This is a genomic window from Roseovarius sp. CAU 1744 (assembly GCF_039839345.1).
GTDB lineage: Bacteria > Pseudomonadota > Alphaproteobacteria > Rhodobacterales > Rhodobacteraceae > Roseovarius.
Genome location: NZ_JBDOQV010000009.1, coordinates 29,012 through 49,206, shown reverse-complemented (window position 1 = coordinate 49,206; position 20,195 = coordinate 29,012). Strand labels below are relative to the sequence as shown.

Below are 20,195 nucleotides of genomic sequence, written 5' to 3'. Positions count from 1 at the left end.
GCTGCCCCTCGGCCTGACGGCCTCACCCCGGAGTATTTTTGCAACGATGAAAGAGCTGACCCCCGCATCCGAGGCCGACCTGGCGCAAGTGATCAGCGAAACCGACGCGCCGCTGCGTGTTCAGGGGGGCGGTACCCGGCCCGTCGGCGCGCCGGTCGAGGGGGCAGTGCTGAGCACGACCGGGCTCAGCGGCATCGAGCTTTACGAGCCTGGCGCCCTGACGCTTGTTGCGCGCGCGGGCACGAAGCTGGCCGAGGTTGAAAAGGTACTGGATGCCGAGGGGCAGCGGCTGGCCTTCGAGCCGATGGATCACCGGCCCCTGCTGGGCACGACCGGTGCGCCGACAATCGGCGGCGTCGTGGCGGCCAATGTCTCGGGCCCGCGGCGGATACAGGTGGGCGCCTGTCGCGATCACCTGCTGGGGGTGCGGTTTGTCGATGGCCAGGGCAGGATCATCAAGAATGGCGGCCGGGTGATGAAGAACGTGACCGGCTACGATCTGGTCAAGCTGATGGCCGGCAGTTTCGGCACGTTGGGCGTGCTGACCGAAGTTTCGCTGAAGGTGCTGCCAAAGTCACATGCGACCGGTGTTCTGCTGCTGGAGGGGCTGGGCGTTGCAGATGCGGTCAAGGCGCTAAGCGTGGCGCTTGGATCACCTTTCGAGGTAACCGGAGCGGCGCATCTGTGCAAAGGCGTGGATGGTGCCCCCGTGACGATGATCCGGCTGGAAGGGTTTGAGAACTCCGTCGCCTACCGCGCCGAAAAGCTGCAGGGTTTGCTTGCGGATTTCGGGACATTCACGCTTGAAACCGACCCCCAACGCACCCGTGCCGGATGGCAATACATCCGCGATGTCGAAGCCCTTCGGGATCATGATGCTGTCTGGCGTGTCTCGGTCAAACCCAGCGATGCGCTGGAGCTCCTTGATACGATGGACCAGATGCACGCATACGACTGTGTGCTAGATTGGGGCGGTGGCCTGCTGTGGATCGGCGCGGCCAGCGATCAGCTTGTTCATGCCGCGACCTATGGCGCGGATGGTCAAAGAGAGAACTCGGACGAGGGTATCCGTGTCTTGCATCACAATCTGCAGTTCAACGTGCAGTCGGTGGGCGGCCATGCCACGCTGTTCAAGGCCCCGGCTGATCTGCGCCGGACCGAAAGCGTCTTTCAGCCGCTCCCGCAAGCGGTGGCCGGATTGCAGGCTGGGTTACGGCAGAGGTTTGACCCGCGCGCCATATTGAACCCGGGTCTGATGGGACAAGGGACATGAAGCTGATCGTGACCTTCTTCGTCGTCTTCGTACTCGGCCCGGTTCTGTTCTGGCGGCTTGCCCGGCCCGCGCCCAGCCGGCACCGAATCGCGGCGTTGATGGCCTGTGCGATCCTGCTGATGATCGTGGCCTTCGGCATCGCCACATGGATGGCGCCGATGTACGAACCCAGCCCCTATCCGGGCCTTGCGGTCATCGTGGCAAGCTGGCTGTCCTGGATCGTCGTCCTGGCCTATTGCGCGCTGGCCCTGCGGTATCGCATCAAGTCGCGACCCCTTCAAAAGGTCATTTTCGCCATCGGCGCGATGGCCACCACCCTGCCCTGGTTCGGGCTTTACACTGCACAGATGCTGGCCGAGGAATGAAAACCGAATTTACCCCCGATCAACTGCAAGACCCTGCCACCGCGCGATCGAACCAGATTTTGCGGGCCTGTGTCCATTGCGGTTTCTGCACCGCGACCTGCCCCACCTATCAGGTACTGGGGGACGAGCTCGACAGTCCGCGCGGTCGCATCTACCTGATCAAGGACATGCTGGAGAAGGGCCGCAAACCCGATGAGAAAACCGTCAAACATATCGACCGCTGCCTGAGCTGCCTGGCCTGTATGACGACCTGCCCCTCAGGCGTGCATTACATGCACCTGGTCGATCACGCGCGGGAGTATATCGAGCGGAATTACACCCGTCGCTGGGATGACCGCGCGCTGCGCTGGATGCTGTCAAGGATCCTGCCCTATCCCACGCGGTTCCGGCTGGCCCTGCTGGGGGCCCGGATCGGGCGGCCCTTTGCCCGGCTGATGCCCGATGCCCGGCTGCGCGCGATGCTGGAGATGGCCCCGAAACATATCCCGCCGGTCAGCCGCAATGACGACCCGCAGAGCTTTGCCGCCCAGGGCAAACCGGTCAAACGCGTGGCGCTGATGACCGGCTGCGCGCAGAAGGCGCTGAACACGGATATCAACGATGCCACCATCCGCCTGCTCACGCGGTTGGGTTGCGAGGTTGTGGTGGCCGAGGGTGCCGGCTGTTGCGGCGCGCTGACCCATCACATGGGCAAGACGCAGGAAAGCCATGCCTCCGCCGCCGGAAACATTCGGGCCTGGGCGGCCGAAATGGATGGCAAGGGCCTTGATGCGATCGTCATCAATACCAGCGGCTGCGGCACAACGGTCAAGGATTACGGGCACATGTTCCGCAACGAACCGCTGGCCGAAGATGCCGCGCGCGTATCGCAGATCGCGATGGATGTCTCGGAACTTCTGATGCAGCTCGACCTGCCCGAGGGGCCGGACAGGGAGATGGTCGTCGCCTATCACGCGGCCTGCTCGCTGCAACATGGCCAGCAGATCAAGACCTATCCGAAAGACCTGTTGAAACGCGCGGGATTTACGATTGTCGAGCCGTCTGATCCGCATCTGTGCTGTGGTTCGGCGGGCACCTACAACCTGATGCAGCCGGAAATCTCGGCCAAGCTCAAGGCGCGTAAGATCAGGACGCTCGAGGCGAGATCGCCCGACGTGATCGCCGCGGGGAATATCGGCTGCATGATGCAGATCGGATCAGGAACAAACATTCCGATCGTCCACACCGTCGAACTGCTCGATTGGGCCACCGGCGGTCCTGAGCCCCGCGCGCTGAAGGAAGGGTGAGCCGGGGACCATCAGACGGTCAGACAAAAATGTCGTGATCCCGTCGTCGCCTGGCCGGTTCGAGCCCAGAGCGGTCAGTCAACGAGAGCCGCGCGATGGCCAGACCGCGGGGTGGCGAACAACCTTGGTTCGGCGCAGTTTATCCCTGCCAACTCCGACAATGCCCTGAAGGATGCGCCAACATCACCCAATCGCCAGTCCGGGGGTCGGTCTGGCGATCGCGCGGCGGCCTGCGGCCTTGATTCCGCGCGGAGGGAACGCAACCGAATGGCAGATTCGTCCACGAAGCTGGTACCATGATCACCGTTCCCGCTGGCCCCGGAAACGTTGTGCGCGCCGCGTCGCCAGGCCCAGCTGGGCCTCGCGGTAGAGCATGAACATGCCGCTGCCCACCACGATCGCCGCCCCCAGCAACGTGATCGGGTCGGGCCATTCGCCAAATGCCAGCCAACCCAGCACCAGCGCCCATATCAGCCCCGTGTACCTGAACGGCGCGACAAAACTGATCTCGCCCACCCGCATGACCATGACGGAAAAGAGATACCCGCCAATGATCATGAACGACGCACCGAATGTCAGCGCCCCGGCCCGCAGATCCATCGCCACCCATTCCCGGGGCAGGCTGGCCAGGCCGAACACCACCATGACCGCGACCGACGTGGCCAAGGTCACAAGCATCGATGGCGTTTCCCTGGACAGTTTCCGCGTCGACAGGTCCCGCAAGGTCACGAAGGCGACCGCCGCGAGCGTGTAAAGTGAATAACTGTTGAACCCCTCTGCGCCCGGTCGCACGATCAGCAGGACGCCGATGAAACCGGTCAGGATCGCCAGCAGCCGCCGCCAGCCGATCGGCTCTTTGAACACCAGCGCCGCGGTAAGGGTAATGGTCAGCGGCAGCGCCTGCAGGATGGCGGTGACATTGGCCAGCGGCATGTTGAACAATGCGGTCAGAAAGAAATACGCGGCCCCGATCTCGGCCACGGTTCGCAGCCCGATGAATTTCAGATCCCGCTTGGGCAGCCGCAATGTCAGCGCGTTCATCCGCCAGGCCACTAGCGCGACCAGGACCGAGGTGATCACGCCACGCAGGAACAGCAGCTGAAAGAGCGGGATTTCTCCTGCCAGCATTTTCATCATCGTGTCATTGAGCGTGAACGCCGCCATCGAGGCCATCATCAGCAGCGCGCCGGTCAGGTTGTCGGATCGTACCATGATGCCCCCGTTTCCAACGCCGAGTTAGACGCTTGTGCCACCCGACAACAAGCGAATTCTCATCAATGTCCGGATCGGCACCCCGGCATATCTCACGCCACCACTAGCGCGCCAGCCTGGCAACCTTCTCACGGCAGGGACAGGTGACCAGATGATCATTGACCAGCCCGCAGGCCTGCATGAACGCATAGACGATCGTCGGCCCGCAGAACTTGAACCCTCTTTTCCTCAAATCTTTCGAAATTTCTTCGGAGATTTCGGTTTTGGCGGGGACGTCCTGCAAGCGCCCGAACCCGTTCTGAATCGGGCGGCCACCCACGTAATTCCACAGATAGGCGTCAAAACCCGTCTCAGCTTCGATCCGCTGCCAGGCTCTTGCATTGGCGATCGTGGCTTCGATCTTGCCCCGGTGCCGGATAATGCCCGGATCCTGCAGCAGCCGGGTCACTTCCCGCTCACCCCAACCGGCGATGACATTCGGATCAAACCCCTGAAATGCCTCGCGAAAATTGTCCCGCTTCTTCAGAATGGTGATCCAGCTCAGGCCGGCCTGGAACCCGTCCAGTATCAGTTTCTCCCACAGCGCACGGCTGTCATATTCCGGCACGCCCCATTCTTCGTCGTGGTAGGCGATATAAATCTCCTCCTGCCCGACCCAGCCGCATCTCTCCATGGTCTTTCCTCCCGCTTTGGCCCGCCGGTTGCCAAAGTCTTTCAAATCATTGGTTTAACCCATCCTTAGCCTGAACGCCGCAATGTGCAATCAAACACATCCGGAGACGATCATGACATCTTCCTTCAACTGGGCCGACGTTCCGAAAGGGCATGACAACCCGTTATCCTATGCCGTCTCGGCCCGCGATCGCACGGTGATCGAGATGGTCAACCACGCGGTGAAGCATAAACAGGTCATGCTGGCCTTTCAGACGGTCGTGCCCTCGGCCAACCAGCACCAGCCGGCATTCTACGAAGGCCTGGTTCGCGTGCTGGACGAAACCGGGCGCATCATTCCCGCCCGGGATTTCATCGACGTGATCGAGGCGACGGAAACCGGGCGCATCATCGACTGCCTGGCGCTGGAAAAGGGCATTCAGACCCTGTCGGAAAACCCCGGCCTGCGCCTGTCAATCAACATGTCCGCGCGGTCGATCGGATACAGCCGCTGGACACGCATCCTGAGGCGCGGACTGAAAAGCGACCCGACGGTCGCTGAACGCCTCATCCTCGAGATCACCGAGAGCTCTGCCATGCTGGTGCCCGAACTGGTGGTCGGTTTCATGAACGAGGTTCAGCGCAAGGGAATCAGCTTTGCCCTGGATGATTTCGGCGCGGGCTATACCAGTTTCCGCTATCTCAAGGATTTCTATTTCGACATCCTCAAGATTGACGGTCAGTTCATTCGCGGTATCGCCCATGATTCCGACAACCAGATTTTGACGGCCGCGCTGTCATCAGTGGCCGAACAATTCGACATGGTGACCGTGGCCGAAAGCGTCGAGAAACCTGAGGATGCCGAATATCTTGCCCAGATGGGCATCGACTGTCTGCAAGGGTATTATTTCGGCGCGCCGACGGTGAATCCGCCCTGGCAGGAACGCGGCATGACGCAAGCATCCGCCTGACTGACGGATTGCCGCGGTTGCCGCCCTGCCACGGCTGCGCTATGACCTCATCAGATGCGGGATGCAAATGGCGCAGCCAGACACGCCGCCGCCTTCCCGCGCGACTTGCAACCGCTCTGGTGGAGGAAAATCATTGACCAACGTAGTAATTGCTTCCGCGGCCCGTACCGCGGTCGGCTCTTTCGGCGGCTCGTTCGCCAATACGCCCGCCCATGATCTGGGTGCCGCGGTTCTCGAAGCCGTGGTGGAACGCGCGGGTATCGACAAATCCGAGGTATCCGAAACCATCATGGGCCAGGTTCTGACCGCCGGACAAGGCCAGAATCCCGCCCGCCAGGCACATATCAACGCCGGCCTGCCCAAGGAAAGCGCCGCCTGGGGCATCAACCAGGTTTGCGGTTCGGGTCTCCGTGCGGTGGCAATCGGCGCACAGCATATCCAGCTAGGCGATGCCGGCATCGTCGCTGCGGGCGGCCAGGAAAGCATGACGCTCAGCCCCCACGTCGCGCATCTGCGGGCCGGCACGAAAATGGGCGACGTCAAATACATCGATTCGATGATCCGCGATGGTTTGTGGGATGCCTTCAACGGCTACCACATGGGCCAGACCGCCGAGAACGTTGCCGAGCAGTGGCAGATCAGTCGCGAGGCGCAGGACGAATTTGCCCTCGGTTCACAAAACAAGGCCGAAGCCGCCCAGAAGGCGGGTAAGTTCCAGGACGAAATCACGCCGTTCACCGTCAAGACACGCAAGGGCGACATCGTCGTCGACAGCGATGAATACATCCGCCACGGCGCAAGCCTGGAAGCCATGCAGAAGATGCGCCCGGCATTTACCAAGGATGGCAGCGTCACGGCCGCCAACGCATCGGGCCTGAATGACGGTGCCGCCGCAACCCTGCTGATGAGCGCCGAAGAGGCCGAGAAACGCGGCATCGAACCGCTGGCGCGCATCGCCTCCTACGCAACGACGGGGGTGGATCCGTCGGTCATGGGCATCGGCCCGATCTATGCCAGCCGCAAGGCGCTGGACAAGGCCGGCTGGTCCGTCAGTGATCTGGATCTGGTCGAAGCCAACGAAGCTTTTGCCGCGCAGGCCTGTGCCGTCAACAAGGATATGGGCTGGGATCCGGCGATCGTGAACGTCAATGGTGGCGCCATCGCCATCGGCCATCCGATCGGTGCGTCGGGCTGCCGGGTGCTGAACACGCTTCTGTTCGAGATGAAGCGCCGCAACGCCAAGAAAGGCCTTGCCACGCTGTGCATCGGCGGCGGCATGGGTGTGGCGCTCTGCGTGGAACGCGGCTGACAGGGCGCGAATCGTACTCTCTCCGGGGTGCCGCGCCGGCGGCCCGGCACCCTGCAAAAGTTTATGCTCCGTCGATTTCGGATGGCGATTTGCTGCACTGCAGCCATTTCTTCGCGCAATAATGTTGCGCACCTTAATCCCAAATAGTAACAGAGTTACCAAACCCTATTTGCCAGACTGGAGGAACTAATGGCACGAACTGCACTCGTCACCGGTGGATCGCGCGGCATCGGCGCGGCCATCTCAAAAGCACTCAAAGCCGAAGGCTACAATGTCGCCGCCACATATGCCGGCAATGATGAGGCCGCCGCCGCCTTTTCCAGCGAGACCGGTATCAAGACCTACAAGTGGAACGTTGCGGATTATGACGAAAGCGCCGCGGGCATTGCCAAGGTCGAGGCCGAGGTTGGCCCGATCGACGTGGTCGTCGCCAATGCGGGCATCACCCGGGACGCGCCGTTCCACAAGATGACGCCCGAACAATGGCACCAGGTGATCGACACAAACCTGACCGGCGTTTTCAACACCGTTCACCCGGTCTGGCCCGGCATGCGTGAACGCAAGTTCGGTCGCGTCATCGTGATCAGTTCGATCAACGGTCAGAAAGGCCAGTTCGCGCAGGTCAACTATGCCGCGACCAAGGCCGGTGATCTGGGCATCGTCAAGTCGCTGGCCCAGGAAGGCGCGCGTGCCGGGATCACCGCCAACGCGGTCTGCCCCGGTTACATCGCGACCGAGATGGTCATGGCCGTCCCTGAAAAGGTGCGCGAATCGATCATCGGCCAGATCCCGGCCGGACGTCTGGGTGAACCGGAAGAAATCGCGCGCTGCGTGACGTTCCTCGCCTCAGAGGATGCCGGCTTCGTGAACGGCTCCACCATCTCGGCAAATGGCGCGCAGTTCTTCGTCTGACACCAGACGATTTCCGACCCAAGGAGCCATCCAATCGGGTGGCTCTTTTTTTGATGGTGTCACGCCGCACCCAAGGCATTCTCATCAGCTGGATGAACGGCATAGATCCCTTCATTGCAGGATGTTTCTTTCGCGTGAACCGAATGCCCCGCGCTGACGACGGACGAAAAAGGCCAGTCTGCTGACCGGCCTTCTCCTTTCCTCCAAGTGCGCTTGCAACGATCACCCGGCAGAATGCGATTTGCTGATCCAGCGCCAGATTTCCCTGAGCATATCGCTGCGTGCTTCATGAGCTGCACGCATGGCATCGCGGGTTCGGGCGCTTGTTGATGCTTCAATCATGGCAGAGCCTCTATTGTTTTGTATTACTTGACTGAGACAAAGATGGAACACGGGGTGCCTCTTTACAAACGAGACTTTCTTTGCCTTCAGTTAAGTGTTACTTGACTGACAATGAGCGACCGCCTGCCACCCCTGACCGCCCTGCGCGCGTTTGACGCCGCCGCGCGGCACATGTCTTTTCAGCAGGCCGCCGCCGAGTTGAACGTGACCCCGGCCGCGCTGAGCTTTCAGATCAAATCGCTGGAAGAGCATTTTGGCAGCCCGCTGTTCATTCGCCACAACCGCGCGGTCGAACTGACGGAGGCCGGCCGCGTCCTTGCGCCCGGCGCGCGCGACGGCTTCGAAACGCTGACATCCGCCTGGCGCGCCGCAAGGCGGGTGACGGATCACGCATCGCTGACCGTCACCACGGGCCCGTCCTTCACCGCCGTCTGGCTGGCGCCCCGGCTATACAGCTTTGCGCGCGCGCATCCCGAGATCGAGCTCAGGTTCAGTGCCAGCCTGGAGCTGATTGACCTGGTTCACTCCGAAGTCGATCTGGCGATCCGCTTTGGCTATGGCCCCGATACGCCGGACCTGCACGCGCGTAAATTTCTGGACGACTGGGTGACACCGATGATGGCACCGGAACTGGCACAGAAATTCCATCGGCCCCAAGACCTGTCCAACGCGCCCCTGATCCACCAGGACGACATTCGTTTTCTCGACCCGCCCTGTGACTGGCCTGCGTGGTTCCGGGCCGCAAACCTGCCCGCGCGTGACTGGACGGGACAACGGTATTCGCAGGCGGACCACGCCATTGATGCGGCGATGTCCGGGGCAGGTATCATATTGGGACGAGGGGCGCTGGCTGCCCGTGCCTTGCAGGAAGGCCGGTTGGTGGCACCTTTTCGGACAGCCCTGAAAACGATCGCCAATTACAGGGTCATCTGCGCCAACGGGGCCGAGAATCGGCCCCAGATCGTTGCCTTCAGCAACTGGCTGATCGAACAGACCTCTGGTGTTGCGGACCTGGCCCGCAATCACGATCTGGTCGATCTGCGTGACGTGTCGCCCGGTTAGGCGTTCACGCTCAGCCGTGTGATTTCCTCTTTCAGTCGCAGCTTCTGCTTCTTGAGTTCAGCGATTTCGATATCGCTTGAGCCTGGTGCGCGTTGCGCTTCTTCAACTTGGTTCGAGAGAATTCGGTGTTTCTTCTTCAGTTCCTCAACGTGCGAACTCAAGCTCATGGGCGGTCTCCTCTCAAAATTTTGCATGGGTTGCCAGTCCAGCATAATTTCACACCGCTGTCACGCTGCAACCGCAGCATAATCGATAAAAAAACTACTTTAAGTTGTATTAACGGCGGCCGAAAACGGCAATTGCGCGCCATCCCGCAAGACGCAAGCCGTTGCATTGGTATAGTTTTCCCCGTCAGAGAGGTGGGCCTTACCCTCATGCAGAACCCATCCTGGATGTAGCTTGAATTCCGCTCTTCCCCCCTTGCGCCCTCTCATCAGGACCAGCCGCGCGGCCCGTCCCGGCCTGGGAATCAGCGGCAACACCTCCAGGCTGCCGATCTGCTGCCAAGCGGCGGCGAGCAGTTCGGGCAGTTTCTCGACCCGGTGAATAAAGGTGACGGTCCCCTTGGGGGCTGTCCGTTTGGCCGCGACCCTGACCCAGTCGGACAGCGGCAGCGACTCGCCCAGGGCCAGTTCCCGCCCACCATCCCGCGCCGGCGTGCTGGCATTTCGGTCAAAATACGGCGGGTTGGCCAGGACGTGGGTGAACTGGCGCCGGGTCAGACTGTCCGGCATCCGCGCAAGATCGGCGGTGACGATTTCCGCGGGCAGTGCATTTTCGGTCGCGTTCCGCCGCGCCAGGCCAGCATAGTTCGCCTGCACCTCGACGCCGGTCAGCGCAAGACCGTTCACCCGCCACCCCAGGCAAAACAGCGCCGTGCCAACGCCACAGCCCAGTTCCAGCACCGTGTCGCCGGCCCGCGCCGGCACGCTGGCGGCCAGCAGTACCGGATCGATCCCGGCGCGATATCCCTGTTTGGGCTGATGGATCCTCAACCGCCCGCCAAGAAACTCGTCACGGCTCAGCTGGTCGTCGCGCCAGCCCTCAGTCATCGACGTCGATCCCGTTATCCCTGAGTGCCCGGGCGGCGCGGGCGAAATCAGCTTCGCGCACCATCAGGCGGCGCGGGAAGATTCCGATAGACCCTTCAAGAACACTCATATTTACGTCCATTTCAAAGCAGTCTATACCCTCGCCCTGAAGCAGCGCCTGAGCAAAGGCGATTGATGTGGGGTCGGTCGTGCGCAGGAGCTGTCTCATGGGGATGACTTAAGGGCACCGCCCGCTCTTTGTCGAGCGGTGTGACAGGAGTGTGATGGGTTTGGACCAGGCCGTTACAAAACCGCATGAAAAACTGGCTGCGTATCTGACTGGCAAACTGGATCGCGTCAATACGCTGATCCGTACGCGCATGGCATCGCGCCACGCGCCGCGCATCCCCGAGGTCACTGCCCATCTGGTTGAGGCCGGCGGAAAACGCCTGCGCCCGATGCTGACCCTCGCGGCGGCAGACCTCTGCGGCTACGAGGGCGAGTTTGACGTGCACCTGGCCGCAACCGTCGAATTCATTCACACCGCCACGCTGTTGCATGATGACGTGGTCGACGAAAGCGCACAGCGGCGCGGGCGGCCCACGGCCAACCTGCTATGGGACAACAAGTCCAGCGTGCTGGTTGGCGACTACCTGTTCGCACGGGCCTTCCAGCTGATGGTCGAGACCGGGTCGCTGAGAGTGCTGGACATTTTGGCGAACGCCTCGGCAACCATTGCCGAGGGCGAGGTGCTGCAGCTGACCGCGGCACGTGATCTGGCCACCACCGAAGACATCTACCTGCAGATTGTCCGGGGCAAGACCGCCGCGCTGTTCTCGGCGGCCACCGAGGTTGGCGGCGTGATCTCGGGCGTGCCCGAGGATCAGATACAGGCGCTGTTTGAATATGGCGACGCACTTGGGATCGCCTTCCAGATTGTCGATGACCTGCTGGATTATCAGGGTCAGAGCGCGGCCACCGGCAAGAATGTGGGGGATGATTTCCGCGAGCGCAAGCTGACCCTGCCGGTCATCAAGGCCGTCGCCGCGGCCGACACCGAAGAACGCGCCTTTTGGACGCGCACCATCGAAAAAGGCGATCAGCGCGAGGGGGACCTGGAGCAGGCTCTTGGCTTGCTGGAACGCCATGACGCGCTTGGCCGGACGCGCCAGGATGCCCTGGGATGGGCGTCACAGGCAAAGGATTCGATCATCCGGCTGCCCGATCACCCGGTCCGGCAGATGCTGCTCGATCTGGCCGATTTCGTGGTCGCACGGGTCAGCTGAGGCATCAGGCGTTCAACCGCGTCGCGGCCACCCACCAGCCCGGATAATCCTGATGCAGACGCCCGGCAGCCGCGGCCGCGGTTTCCGCATCGCCATAGAGCCCGAAACACGTGCCCCCCGATCCCGACATGCGGGTCAGCAAGCAGCCGGGCGTCACCGCCAGCGTATTGAATACGTGCTCGATGATCGGCTCAGCCTCGATCGCGGCGTCTTGCAGGTCGTTGCGCATCTCGGCCAGCCAGGCGATCAGCTCGCGCGCCGACGCACCATTTGGCAGATCGTCCGGCATTGCAGCGTTATTGTGATCGCGCAGCCGTTTGAACACTTCGGCGGTCATGACCGGCAGCTTGGGGTTGACCAGCACGGCGTGCAGGACCGGCAGGTCGGGCACGGAATGAATATCGTTGCCGATCCCGCGCATCCGGGCGGCCTTGCCATGCATACAGACCGGCACATCGGCGCCAAAGGCCACCAGATCCTCGGGAATGGGTTTTCCACTGATCTCCGACAGGGCGCGGAACGTAGCCGCCGCATCGCTTGATCCACCGCCGATCCCGGCGGCAACCGGCAGGTTCTTCTCCAGCTGAATCTGCGCAGAGACACCCATCGCGTCGGCAACCTGCGCCACCACATTGCTGCGGTCGCGTGGCAGGCTTTCTGCCATGGGACCCTTGATGATCATGATCGGCGTGTCCGATGGCTTGACGGTGATCCGATCTCCGACATCGGCGAACATCACCAGCGAATCCAGCAGGTGGTAGCCGTCGGTGCGCTGCCCGGTCACATGCAGCGTAAGATTTACCTTGGCAGGCGCAAATTCCTTTGCCTTGCTAGCCATCGTCATCGACAACTCTCAGAGGCGCGCTGCCCTCTTCTTCGAGAACCTGGTCCAGGCCGACCTCGAGCTTGCGGCGAATGCGTTCCGGATCGACATCGGACGCACTTTCACCCTGATCGACGAAGGAAAGCGCGCGATGCCATTGGAAAATGGCCTCCTGGTACCGCCCCACGGCCCACAGGACGTCGCCCAGATGGTCGTTGACCACAGGATCGACGGGTTCCAGCTCGGCCGCGCGTTCCATGTGGCCGATCGCCTCCTCATAGCGCCCCAGACGGTAGAGAACCCAGCCCAGACTGTCGACGATATAGCCGCTGTCCGGGCGTGCGGCCACGGCGCGTTCGATCATGTCCAGGGCTTCATCCAGGTTGATCCGCTTTTCGACCATGGAATAACCCAGATAGTTAAGCACCTGCGGATGCTCCGGGTTCAGTTCCAGCGCCTTTCGGAAATCGGCCTCGGCCTTTTCCCATTCACCCAGCCGCTCATAGCTGATCCCGCGGGCGTAGTGAACGAACCACTGATCGTTATCGCGTTCGGCATAGAGTTCCAGCGCGCGGTCATAGGCCTTGGCCGAGCCACCGAAATCTTCGAGCTGGCGATAGAGATCGCCCAGGGACACATGCACCACCGGCACATCTGCATGGGTCTGCGAAAGCTGCTCCAGGACTTCCACCGCGGCATCGACCTTGCCGGACCGGCGCAACGCCTCGCCCCGGCCCAGCTCGGCCAGGTAGTGGGACGGATGATCGCGCGGCACACGCCGATAGGCCGTGGTTGCCAGTTCGTGACGCTGCAGGTTTTCCAGAAGTTCCGCCGTCATCAGGATCGCATCGACATTATCCGGCGTCAGGTATTCGGCAATGCGCGCATACAGCAGCACATAATCCTGCCCCGCATCCACCTGCAGCGCACGCCCGAGCGAGAAGAACACCTCGGCCACACCGTCACGGGCACCCCCGATGATACTGAATGTCAGCCGCTCATTCTCTGCAAGTTGGCGGCGCAGCTCGGTAATCTCGGGGTCAAGGTCGGTGCCGAACACCTCGTCGATAATCTTGACGGCCTCTTCGTTGCGTTCCAGCTGGCTCAGCACCTGCGCCCAGGCCATCGTGCCGCGCCGCGTGCGCTGCATCGGGCCATCGGATTCGCCGGCAAAGATCTGCTCCGCGCTTTCGAAATCGCCGACCGAGGCCAGGGCAAGCGCCTTGTGATAGACCGCGAAACTGCGCAATCCGCGCTGATCGGCCACCTCGTCGAAAAGCTCGAGCGCAGTTTTCATGTCGCCCTTGCCCATATGCGCCCAGGCCGAAATCAGGCCATCGGCCAATTCGCCCACGCCACGGTTTCGGTACACCCTGTCCAGCAATTCGTCATAGGCCTCGCGGCGCCCCTCGTCGGCGATCAGCACCATATGTGCCACCTGGCTCAGCAGGTCGGCATCCTCGATCCTCTGGGCGATCGGCACGGCCCTGTCGATCTCACCCAGGCCGACAAGCGACGCGATAGCATTTTCCATCAGTGCCGGATTGGACGGATCCCTGGCCAGGGCCCGTGTGAAATGTTCGGCGGCGGCGGTGAAATCGTTCTGATACCGCGCCTGCAGGGCGGCCAGATAGGCGCCGACATCCTCGTCTGCGCGGCCCGGAACCGCCATCAAATTCAACGTGGCCGCCAGAACGGTAATGGAGAGAGATCGGAGTTTCACGTGCGCCTGCCTCAGAGTTTGCTCACCCGGCAAGGTAGTCTGATGGCGCTCACAACGCAATGCGGGACAGCCCGCAGACCGCCCCGCAAGCAAGAAATCACGCGCGTTTTACATGTTGGGATAATTCGGCCCGTCCCCGCCCTGCGGCGTGACCCAGTTGATGTTCTGGCTGGGGTCCTTGATGTCGCATGTCTTGCAATGCACGCAGTTCTGGAAGTTGATCACGAACTTGTCATCGACCACCTCGTAGACACCCGCGGGACAATAGCGTTGCGCCGGTTCGGCATATTTTGGCATGTTGACCGACATCGGCACGTTCGGATCCTTCAGCTGCAGATGGGCGGGCTGGCTTTCCTCGTGATTGGTCATCGAGAAGCTGACATTGGTCAGCCGGTCAAAGCTGAGCTTGCCGTCTGGCTTGGGGTATTCGATGGGCTTGTGGGTGCTGGCCTGTTCCGTCGCCTCGGCATCGGTCTTGCCGTGTTTCAGCGTGCCGAACAGCGAGAAACCGAACGTGTTGGTCCACATGTCGAACCCGCCCAGCGTCAGGCTGGCCAGCAGCCCGTATTTCGACCAGAGCGGCTTGACGTTGCGTACCTTCTTCAGGTCCTTGCCGATCGCCCCTGTACGCACTTCGGTCTCGTATTCGGTCAGCTCGTCACCCGAACGGCCCGCCTCGATCGCCGCGTGGGCGGCTTCGGCCGCCGCCATGCCGGAAAGCATCGCGTTATGGTTGCCCTTGATGCGCGGCACGTTGACCATGCCCACGGAGCAACCCAGCAGCGCCACGCCGGGCGCGACCATCTTGGGCATCGACTGGTATCCGCCCTCGGAAATCGCCCGTGCACCGTAAGCCACGCGCTTGCCGCCCTCGAGCAGTTCCGCCACCATCGGGTGATGCTTGAACCGCTGGAATTCCATGTAGGGGAACAGGTGTGGATTGCGGTAGTTCAGATGCACCACGAAACCGACATAGACCTGATTGTTTTCAAGGTGATAGATGAAAGATCCGCCACCGGCATTCTTGCCCAGCGGCCAGCCCATCGTATGGGTGACAGACCCTTCCTTGTGCTTGGCGGGGTCGATCTCCCAGATCTCCTTCATGCCAAGGCCGAATTTCTGCGGCTCCTTGTCCTGCGACAGGTCGTATTTGGCAATCACTTCCTTGGACAGGCTGCCGCGCACGCCCTCGCTCAGGAACACGTATTTTCCGTGCAGCTCCATTCCCGGCTCGTAATTCGGCCCGTGGCTGCCATCGGCCTCCTTGCCGAATTCACCGGCAACCACCCCTTTTACATTCCCGGCCTCGTCATAGACGATCTCCGAACACGCCATGCCCGGGAAAATCTCGATCCCCAGCTCCTCGGCCTGCTCTGCCATCCATCGGCAGACATTGCCCATCGACACGATGTAGTTGCCATGGTTGTTCATCAGCGGCGGCATCGGGAAGTTTGGGATGCGGACCTTGCCGGCCTCGCCCAGCATGTAGAAATTGTCTTCCTTGACCGGCACGTTCAGCGGCGCGCCCTTTTCCTTCCAGTCTGGGATCAGCGCGTCCAGACCGCAGGGATCCAGCACCGCGCCCGACAGGATATGCGCGCCCACCTCACTGCCCTTTTCCAGCACCACAACCTCGCGGTTGGGATCAAGCTGTTTCAGACGAATTGCAGCGCTGAGACCGGCTGGGCCGGCGCCCACGATCACAACATCGTATTCCATCGTTTCGCGTTCAATCTCGGCCATTCCGCGCGCTCCTCCCGGACAAAAACGGTTTGAGAGTGGCTAAACCAGAGATGCGGTCAATGCAATCACGACCGGACGTTAAAGCGTTCAGGGACAGGGATTTTGCGCAATTCCGGCAGGATTTGACGGGATTCAGCTGGGATCAGCGATTGCATCACGCAGGCTGGCGTAAATGTTCAGCACTTTATCAACCTCGTCGCCATTGCGAATCCGCGGATCATACAGCGCCGCCAGAAGCCTCTGGTCATAATCCCGGGGCTTGTCGTCGGTCAGGTTGTCAAAGGTGAAAAAGGGCGAATCCTGCGCGTCATTCATCAGGCCCATGGCCTGGACCATCTCTTCGTAGATGCAATGGCGCTGCATGGTGGGGTCGACATCAGGTGCGATCAGAATGGTGCCGAACTGGATGCTGTCACCATTGGACAGCACCTTGAAATAGCACGGGCCGCTGCCCTGTACGTAGCTGCGGGTCAGGTTACCGGTGAACCGCCCGTAGGAGGTCAGCGCGATGAAATGCGAGGCCAGGTGCGGCGACACCATGAAAACGAAGATATTGGCCGACAATTGCACATCGTGTTTTTGTGCGATCAGCAAGTCAGAGGTCATCTGCCCGGCCACGGTGCGGCGCGGGTTGTAACGCGATGCGGTATAGAAACGCGGGTCGAACGCCTCTTCCGCCAGGTTGACGAAAGTGGGCTGCTGGATCGGCAGTCCGGTTGCGCCGACGATGAAATCGGTAACCTCGCGGAACGTCGTGCGATCGACCGGCTGATCGTGCACGACGACAAAGCGCGGGGGGTAATGCCATTTCTTGACCGTGTTCGACTTGGCAGTGACGATGATCCGCGCATCCTCGATATCATCCGCCGCAGCCTTGCTGCCGGACCATGCCATCATCGCGACGGCAACTGCCCCTATGACACTCAACACCTTACGCATTCGCAACCTCAACAATGCCCGTATAGGCAGAAAGTCGCCAAAAAAGTCGCGCAAGTCAAATCACACTTGCCAATAATCTGGAACCTTTTGTGATTCGAACGGGACGCGGCCGGATCGGGATATTCCCGTCCCGCGCAGAATCCTCGGAAAACCGGTGGGTTTGAGGGCCGTCAACCGGACACCGGGCTGCAGGCCAAACGCCGCGCGATGACCGGCAAAAAACGGCGCTTTTTAGGCAAATTGGCAGGATTGCCTTGCCCGGTGTCATACTCTATTGCATCGGAACTCTCGCTCGGGGCACTGTTGCACGACGTATTGAACAAAAATCGGGGCCGCGCCACGGCCCCTGCAGATGATAGTGGACGATCGAAATGGAAAAGATTCCAATGACCCAAGCGGGTTTTGCCGCGCTCGAGACCGAGTTGAAGCAGCTCAAATCAGTAGACCGCCCGACCATCATCCGCGCCATTGCCGAGGCGCGCGAACATGGCGATTTGTCCGAAAACGCCGAATACCACTCGGCCAAGGAAAAACAGTCCTTCATCGAGGGCCGCATCAAGGAACTGGAAGGCGTGATCGGGCTGGCCGAGGTGATAGATCCGGCCAAGCTGTCGGGCACCATCAAGTTCGGCGCCACGGTGACGCTGGTCGATGAAGACACCGACGAGGAAAAGACATGGCAGATCGTGGGTGAGCACGAGGCCAGCATCGAGAACGGGTTGCTGAACATAAAGTCGCCCATCGCCCGCGCGCTGATCGGCAAGGATGAGGGCGACAGCGTCGAGGTGCGCACTCCCGGTGGCGACAAGTCTTACGAAGTGGTAAAGATCGCCTATATCTGACCTGCCCACGATTTTCTGAGTGACAGAACCCATGTCGAACCAACCGGATACCCATCCGACCCCATTGGGGGTGTATGACAAGGCCCGCAAGGAAACGATCACCGGTATCGAAGTGATCGCGATTGCCCTGTCGCTGCTGTGGTTGCTGGGCACGGCACTGTTCTTCCTGGTGCTCACCCCGCGTGGCACGTTCAACGGCGCCGGTGGCGCGCTGCAATTCGTGATGATTCTGCTGGCCATTTTCATGCCCATCGCGATGATCTGGGTCGCCGCGACCGCTGCGCGCGCCAGCAGGGTGATGCGCGAGGAAAGCCAGCGTCTGCAAACGGCGATCGACGCGATCCGGCAGACCTATGTGGCACAGAGCCAGGGGCGCAACACCGTCTCGGAACCTTCCGTTGCCAAGAAACTGGACGAGATCGCCGCCGCCCAGCGCAAGACCGAAAGCGCGCTGGCCACCTTTTCGTCCTCGCGCATGGCCACCCCGGCCCGGCCCGCCATACACCCGCCCGAAGCCGAGACCGCCGGCGACGACCAGGTGGCCCTGCCGTTAGGCACATCGGCCGAGGACATGCAGCCGCCACCGGACCGCCCGGATTTCATCCTGGCCCTCAACTTCCCTGAAAATGCTGGCGACAAGGCGGGTTTTGCCGCGCTGCGCAGGGCGCTGAAGGATCGGTCGACCTCGCAGTTGATCCAGGCCGCACAGGACGTTCTGACCCTGTTGTCGCAGGACGGCATCTATATGGACGATCTGCGCCCCGATATGGCCCGCCCCGAAATCTGGCGGCGTTTTGCCGCCGGTGAACGGGGCCGGACAATTGCATCGCTGGGTGGCGTGCGCGACCGGTCTTCGCTGGCGCTGGCCTCCAGCCGGATGCGCACTGACACGATATTCCGCGACGCCGCGCACCATTTCCTGCGCCTCTTCGACAGGATGTTCACCCAGTTCGCCGAAACCGCCACGGATGCCGAGATTTCCGAGCTGTCCGACACCCGCACCGCCCGCGCCTTCATGCTGCTGGGCCGTGTGGCGGGAACGTTCAACTAGCGTATCTCCCCTGACGCACAATCAGCCGCCTTGCCGGCCGGGTTTCCGGTTGGAATCCCTGCACCAGCCACAGGATCGGTTGCCCGAGGAAGAGTAGTTCGACGTCAGGTATGAACGCGGATCGGACAAAAAAAACCCGGCCCTTCGTCGGGGCCGGGTCTCTTTCACTCAGATGCCTGCAGATCAGTTGCCAGCAGCGTTATCCACCGACACGCTCACGCCCGGCCCCATGGTCGAGCTCAGCGAGATCTTTTTCAGGTAAGCACCCTTGGCACCGGTCGGTTTGGCCTTGGCCACCGCATCCACGAAAGCGCGGATGTTTTCGACCAGCTTGGCCTCGTCAAACGATGCCTTGCCGACACCTGCATGAACGATGCCGCCCTTGACGGCCTTGAACTGCACTTCGCCGCCTTTGGCCGCCTTGACCGCATCGGCCACGTCCATCGTGACGGTGCCGACCTTGGGGTTCGGCATCAGGTTGCGCGGGCCCAGAACCTTGCCCAGACGGCCAACGATCGGCATCATGTCGGGGGTCGCAATGCAGCGATCGAAGTCGATCTTGCCGCCCTGCACGGTTTCCATCAGGTCCTCGGCACCAACAACATCCGCACCGGCCTCTTTCGCCTCATCGGCTTTGGGGCCACGGGCAAATACGGCAACGCGCACGTCCTTGCCGGTGCCATTGGGCAGGCCGACCACGCCGCGCACCATCTGGTCCGCATGGCGGGTATCGACGCCCAGGTTCATGGCAATCTCGACGGTTTCGTCGAACTTGGCATTGGCGTTCGATTTGATCAGCGCAACGGCCTCTTCAACCGTGACGTTTTCCTGGCCAGCAAATGCTTCGCGTGCCGCGCGGGTACGTTTTCCTACTTTTGCCATCTTACTTCACCTCGATGCCCATGGAACGCGCCGAACCCAGGATGATCTTCATCGCGGCTTCGACATCATTCGCGTTCAGGTCTTTCCACTTCGCCTCGGCGATTTCCTTGACCTGCTTGGTGGTCACGGTGCCGACGGTTTCACGACCGGGCAGCTTGGCGGCCGATTTCAGCTTGGCGGCTTTCTTCAGGTAGTAGGACGCGGGCGGCGTCTTGATGTCCATGTCAAAGGACTTGTCCTGATAATAGGTGATCACGGTCGGGCACGGCGCGCCGGGCTCCATCTCCTGCGTCTTGGCGTTGAACGCCTTGCAGAATTCCATGATGTTGATGCCGCGCTGACCCAGTGCCGGACCAACCGGCGGGGATGGGTTCGCTTGACCGGCGGGCACTTGCAGCTTCATCGTGCCTGCGAGTTTCTTGGCCATAAGCCTTCTCCTTTTACAGCATCCGGACCATCGCGATGGCCGGACAGGTTTGCCCGTGGTTCGGT

At 61.5% G+C, this 20,195-nt stretch carries 21 protein-coding genes; 10 read left to right on the top strand and 11 right to left on the bottom strand.

All coding sequences use genetic code 11. The features are described from left to right. Nucleotides 1-55: 55 nt before the first annotated feature. The 3 genes from AAFO92_RS17820 to glcF are packed head-to-tail and all read left to right on the top strand — an operon-like array spanning nt 56 to nt 2,924. Nucleotides 56-1,273: an FAD-binding protein gene (locus AAFO92_RS17820; protein ID WP_347537752.1), complete on the top strand. Its 1,218-nt coding sequence runs from the start codon at nt 56-58 to the stop codon at nt 1,271-1,273. Further along, the gene (locus tag AAFO92_RS17815) at nt 1,270-1,638 is read left to right on the top strand and encodes a hypothetical protein (RefSeq protein ID WP_347537425.1); all 369 of its coding nucleotides are present in this window, start codon (nt 1,270-1,272) and stop codon (nt 1,636-1,638) included. The genes AAFO92_RS17820 and AAFO92_RS17815 overlap by 4 nt, the downstream gene beginning before the upstream one ends. After that, nucleotides 1,635-2,924, top strand: coding sequence for a glycolate oxidase subunit GlcF (gene glcF / locus AAFO92_RS17810; protein WP_347537424.1), 1,290 nt, complete (start codon nt 1,635-1,637; stop codon nt 2,922-2,924). Before AAFO92_RS17815 ends, glcF begins: the two co-directional genes overlap by 4 nt. A gap of 300 nt (nt 2,925-3,224) precedes the next feature. Here the strand turns inward: glcF and AAFO92_RS17805 are convergent, their stop codons facing one another. Together AAFO92_RS17805 and AAFO92_RS17800 are read right to left on the bottom strand one after the other, a co-directional pair. Next, on the bottom strand, nt 3,225-4,136 hold the full coding sequence (locus AAFO92_RS17805) for a DMT family transporter (protein ID WP_347537422.1): 912 nt from the start codon (nt 4,134-4,136) through the stop codon (nt 3,225-3,227). A 103-nt stretch (nt 4,137-4,239) separates the two neighbouring features. Continuing rightward, nucleotides 4,240-4,809, bottom strand: coding sequence for a DNA-3-methyladenine glycosylase I (locus tag AAFO92_RS17800; protein ID WP_347537420.1), 570 nt, complete (start codon nt 4,807-4,809; stop codon nt 4,240-4,242). A gap of 112 nt (nt 4,810-4,921) precedes the next feature. Between AAFO92_RS17800 and AAFO92_RS17795 the strand changes: the two genes are divergently transcribed. The 4 genes from AAFO92_RS17795 (at nt 4,922) to gcvA (ending at nt 9,383) form a co-directional block, all read left to right on the top strand. Beyond that, nucleotides 4,922-5,758, top strand: a complete 837-nt coding sequence (locus AAFO92_RS17795; protein WP_347537418.1) for an EAL domain-containing protein — start codon at nt 4,922-4,924, stop codon at nt 5,756-5,758. A 133-nt stretch (nt 5,759-5,891) separates the two neighbouring features. Next, nucleotides 5,892-7,067 carry an acetyl-CoA C-acetyltransferase gene (locus AAFO92_RS17790; RefSeq protein ID WP_347537416.1) on the top strand — a complete coding sequence of 392 codons (1,176 nt, stop codon included), beginning with the start codon at nt 5,892-5,894 and terminating at the stop codon, nt 7,065-7,067. A gap of 189 nt (nt 7,068-7,256) precedes the next feature. Further along, nucleotides 7,257-7,979, top strand: a complete 723-nt coding sequence (phbB, locus tag AAFO92_RS17785) for an acetoacetyl-CoA reductase (protein WP_347537414.1) — start codon at nt 7,257-7,259, stop codon at nt 7,977-7,979. 453 nt (nt 7,980-8,432) lie between these two features. After that, nucleotides 8,433-9,383 carry a transcriptional regulator GcvA gene (gene gcvA / locus AAFO92_RS17780; RefSeq protein ID WP_347537412.1) on the top strand — a complete coding sequence of 317 codons (951 nt, stop codon included), beginning with the start codon at nt 8,433-8,435 and terminating at the stop codon, nt 9,381-9,383. Here gcvA and AAFO92_RS17775 read toward each other — a convergent pair. The 3 genes from AAFO92_RS17775 to AAFO92_RS17765 form a co-directional block, all read right to left on the bottom strand. Then, nucleotides 9,380-9,550: a DUF465 domain-containing protein gene (locus AAFO92_RS17775; RefSeq protein ID WP_347537410.1), complete on the bottom strand. Its 171-nt coding sequence runs from the start codon at nt 9,548-9,550 to the stop codon at nt 9,380-9,382. The genes gcvA and AAFO92_RS17775 overlap by 4 nt on opposite strands. Nucleotides 9,551-9,649: 99 nt before the next feature. Continuing rightward, nucleotides 9,650-10,435, bottom strand: a complete 786-nt coding sequence (locus AAFO92_RS17770; protein ID WP_347537408.1) for a methyltransferase — start codon at nt 10,433-10,435, stop codon at nt 9,650-9,652. Beyond that, nucleotides 10,428-10,643, bottom strand: a complete 216-nt coding sequence (locus AAFO92_RS17765; RefSeq protein ID WP_347537406.1) for a DUF2007 domain-containing protein — start codon at nt 10,641-10,643, stop codon at nt 10,428-10,430. Before AAFO92_RS17765 ends, AAFO92_RS17770 begins: the two co-directional genes overlap by 8 nt. A 55-nt stretch (nt 10,644-10,698) precedes the next feature. Between AAFO92_RS17765 and AAFO92_RS17760 the strand changes: the two genes are divergently transcribed. Continuing rightward, entirely contained in the window at nt 10,699-11,700 is a 1,002-nt protein-coding gene (locus tag AAFO92_RS17760) for a polyprenyl synthetase family protein (RefSeq protein WP_347537404.1), read from the top strand. Between the two features lie 4 nt (nt 11,701-11,704). Here AAFO92_RS17760 and AAFO92_RS17755 read toward each other — a convergent pair whose 3' ends face one another. From AAFO92_RS17755 to AAFO92_RS17740, 4 genes are all read right to left on the bottom strand, one after another. Continuing rightward, nucleotides 11,705-12,544 carry a 4-(cytidine 5'-diphospho)-2-C-methyl-D-erythritol kinase gene (locus AAFO92_RS17755; RefSeq protein ID WP_347537402.1) on the bottom strand — a complete coding sequence of 280 codons (840 nt, stop codon included), beginning with the start codon at nt 12,542-12,544 and terminating at the stop codon, nt 11,705-11,707. Continuing rightward, nucleotides 12,531-14,246 (bottom strand): tetratricopeptide repeat protein, encoded by a 1,716-nt coding sequence (locus AAFO92_RS17750; protein WP_347537401.1) that lies wholly within the window; start codon nt 14,244-14,246, stop codon nt 12,531-12,533. Before AAFO92_RS17750 ends, AAFO92_RS17755 begins: the two co-directional genes overlap by 14 nt. Before the next feature lie 108 nt (nt 14,247-14,354). After that, entirely contained in the window at nt 14,355-15,989 is a 1,635-nt protein-coding gene (locus AAFO92_RS17745) for an electron transfer flavoprotein-ubiquinone oxidoreductase (RefSeq protein ID WP_347537399.1), read from the bottom strand. A gap of 132 nt (nt 15,990-16,121) precedes the next feature. Further along, nucleotides 16,122-16,928, bottom strand: coding sequence for a DUF2927 domain-containing protein (locus AAFO92_RS17740; protein WP_347537397.1), 807 nt, complete (start codon nt 16,926-16,928; stop codon nt 16,122-16,124). Nucleotides 16,929-17,299: 371 nt separating this feature from the next. Here AAFO92_RS17740 and greA point away from each other — a divergent pair, with 371 nt between their 5' ends. Together greA and AAFO92_RS17730 are read left to right on the top strand one after the other, a co-directional pair. After that, entirely contained in the window at nt 17,300-17,770 is a 471-nt protein-coding gene (gene greA, locus AAFO92_RS17735) for a transcription elongation factor GreA (protein WP_347537395.1), read from the top strand. Nucleotides 17,771-17,801: 31 nt separating this feature from the next. Continuing rightward, a complete protein-coding gene (locus AAFO92_RS17730) occupies nt 17,802-18,821 on the top strand; it encodes a hypothetical protein (RefSeq protein ID WP_347537393.1) in 1,020 nt (339 codons plus the stop codon). 183 nt (nt 18,822-19,004) lie between these two features. Here AAFO92_RS17730 and rplA read toward each other — a convergent pair whose 3' ends face one another. Both rplA and rplK read right to left on the bottom strand, forming a co-directional pair. After that, on the bottom strand, nt 19,005-19,703 hold the full coding sequence (gene rplA / locus AAFO92_RS17725) for a 50S ribosomal protein L1 (protein WP_347537391.1): 699 nt from the start codon (nt 19,701-19,703) through the stop codon (nt 19,005-19,007). A 1-nt stretch (nt 19,704) separates the two neighbouring features. Continuing rightward, on the bottom strand, nt 19,705-20,130 hold the full coding sequence (gene rplK, locus AAFO92_RS17720) for a 50S ribosomal protein L11 (RefSeq protein WP_306116506.1): 426 nt from the start codon (nt 20,128-20,130) through the stop codon (nt 19,705-19,707). Between the last annotated feature and the right edge of the window lie 65 nt (nt 20,131-20,195).

Coding starts and splice junctions, on each gene's coding strand:
- AAFO92_RS17815 (WP_347537425.1), top strand. CDS start 1,270: ATGAAGCTGATCGTGACCTTCTTCGTCGTCTTCGTACTCGGCCCGGTT.
- glcF (WP_347537424.1), top strand. CDS start 1,635: ATGAAAACCGAATTTACCCCCGATCAACTGCAAGACCCTGCCACCGCG.
- AAFO92_RS17805 (WP_347537422.1), bottom strand. CDS start 4,136: ATGGTACGATCCGACAACCTGACCGGCGCGCTGCTGATGATGGCCTCG.
- AAFO92_RS17800 (WP_347537420.1), bottom strand. CDS start 4,809: ATGGAGAGATGCGGCTGGGTCGGGCAGGAGGAGATTTATATCGCCTAC.
- AAFO92_RS17795 (WP_347537418.1), top strand. CDS start 4,922: ATGACATCTTCCTTCAACTGGGCCGACGTTCCGAAAGGGCATGACAAC.
- phbB (WP_347537414.1), top strand. CDS start 7,257: ATGGCACGAACTGCACTCGTCACCGGTGGATCGCGCGGCATCGGCGCG.
- gcvA (WP_347537412.1), top strand. CDS start 8,433: ATGAGCGACCGCCTGCCACCCCTGACCGCCCTGCGCGCGTTTGACGCC.
- AAFO92_RS17775 (WP_347537410.1), bottom strand. CDS start 9,550: ATGAGCTTGAGTTCGCACGTTGAGGAACTGAAGAAGAAACACCGAATT.
- AAFO92_RS17770 (WP_347537408.1), bottom strand. CDS start 10,435: ATGACTGAGGGCTGGCGCGACGACCAGCTGAGCCGTGACGAGTTTCTT.
- AAFO92_RS17765 (WP_347537406.1), bottom strand. CDS start 10,643: ATGAGACAGCTCCTGCGCACGACCGACCCCACATCAATCGCCTTTGCT.
- AAFO92_RS17760 (WP_347537404.1), top strand. CDS start 10,699: ATGGGTTTGGACCAGGCCGTTACAAAACCGCATGAAAAACTGGCTGCG.
- AAFO92_RS17755 (WP_347537402.1), bottom strand. CDS start 12,544: ATGACGATGGCTAGCAAGGCAAAGGAATTTGCGCCTGCCAAGGTAAAT.
- AAFO92_RS17745 (WP_347537399.1), bottom strand. CDS start 15,989: ATGGCCGAGATTGAACGCGAAACGATGGAATACGATGTTGTGATCGTG.
- AAFO92_RS17740 (WP_347537397.1), bottom strand. CDS start 16,928: ATGCGTAAGGTGTTGAGTGTCATAGGGGCAGTTGCCGTCGCGATGATG.
- greA (WP_347537395.1), top strand. CDS start 17,300: ATGGAAAAGATTCCAATGACCCAAGCGGGTTTTGCCGCGCTCGAGACC.
- AAFO92_RS17730 (WP_347537393.1), top strand. CDS start 17,802: ATGTCGAACCAACCGGATACCCATCCGACCCCATTGGGGGTGTATGAC.
- rplA (WP_347537391.1), bottom strand. CDS start 19,703: ATGGCAAAAGTAGGAAAACGTACCCGCGCGGCACGCGAAGCATTTGCT.
- rplK (WP_306116506.1), bottom strand. CDS start 20,130: ATGGCCAAGAAACTCGCAGGCACGATGAAGCTGCAAGTGCCCGCCGGT.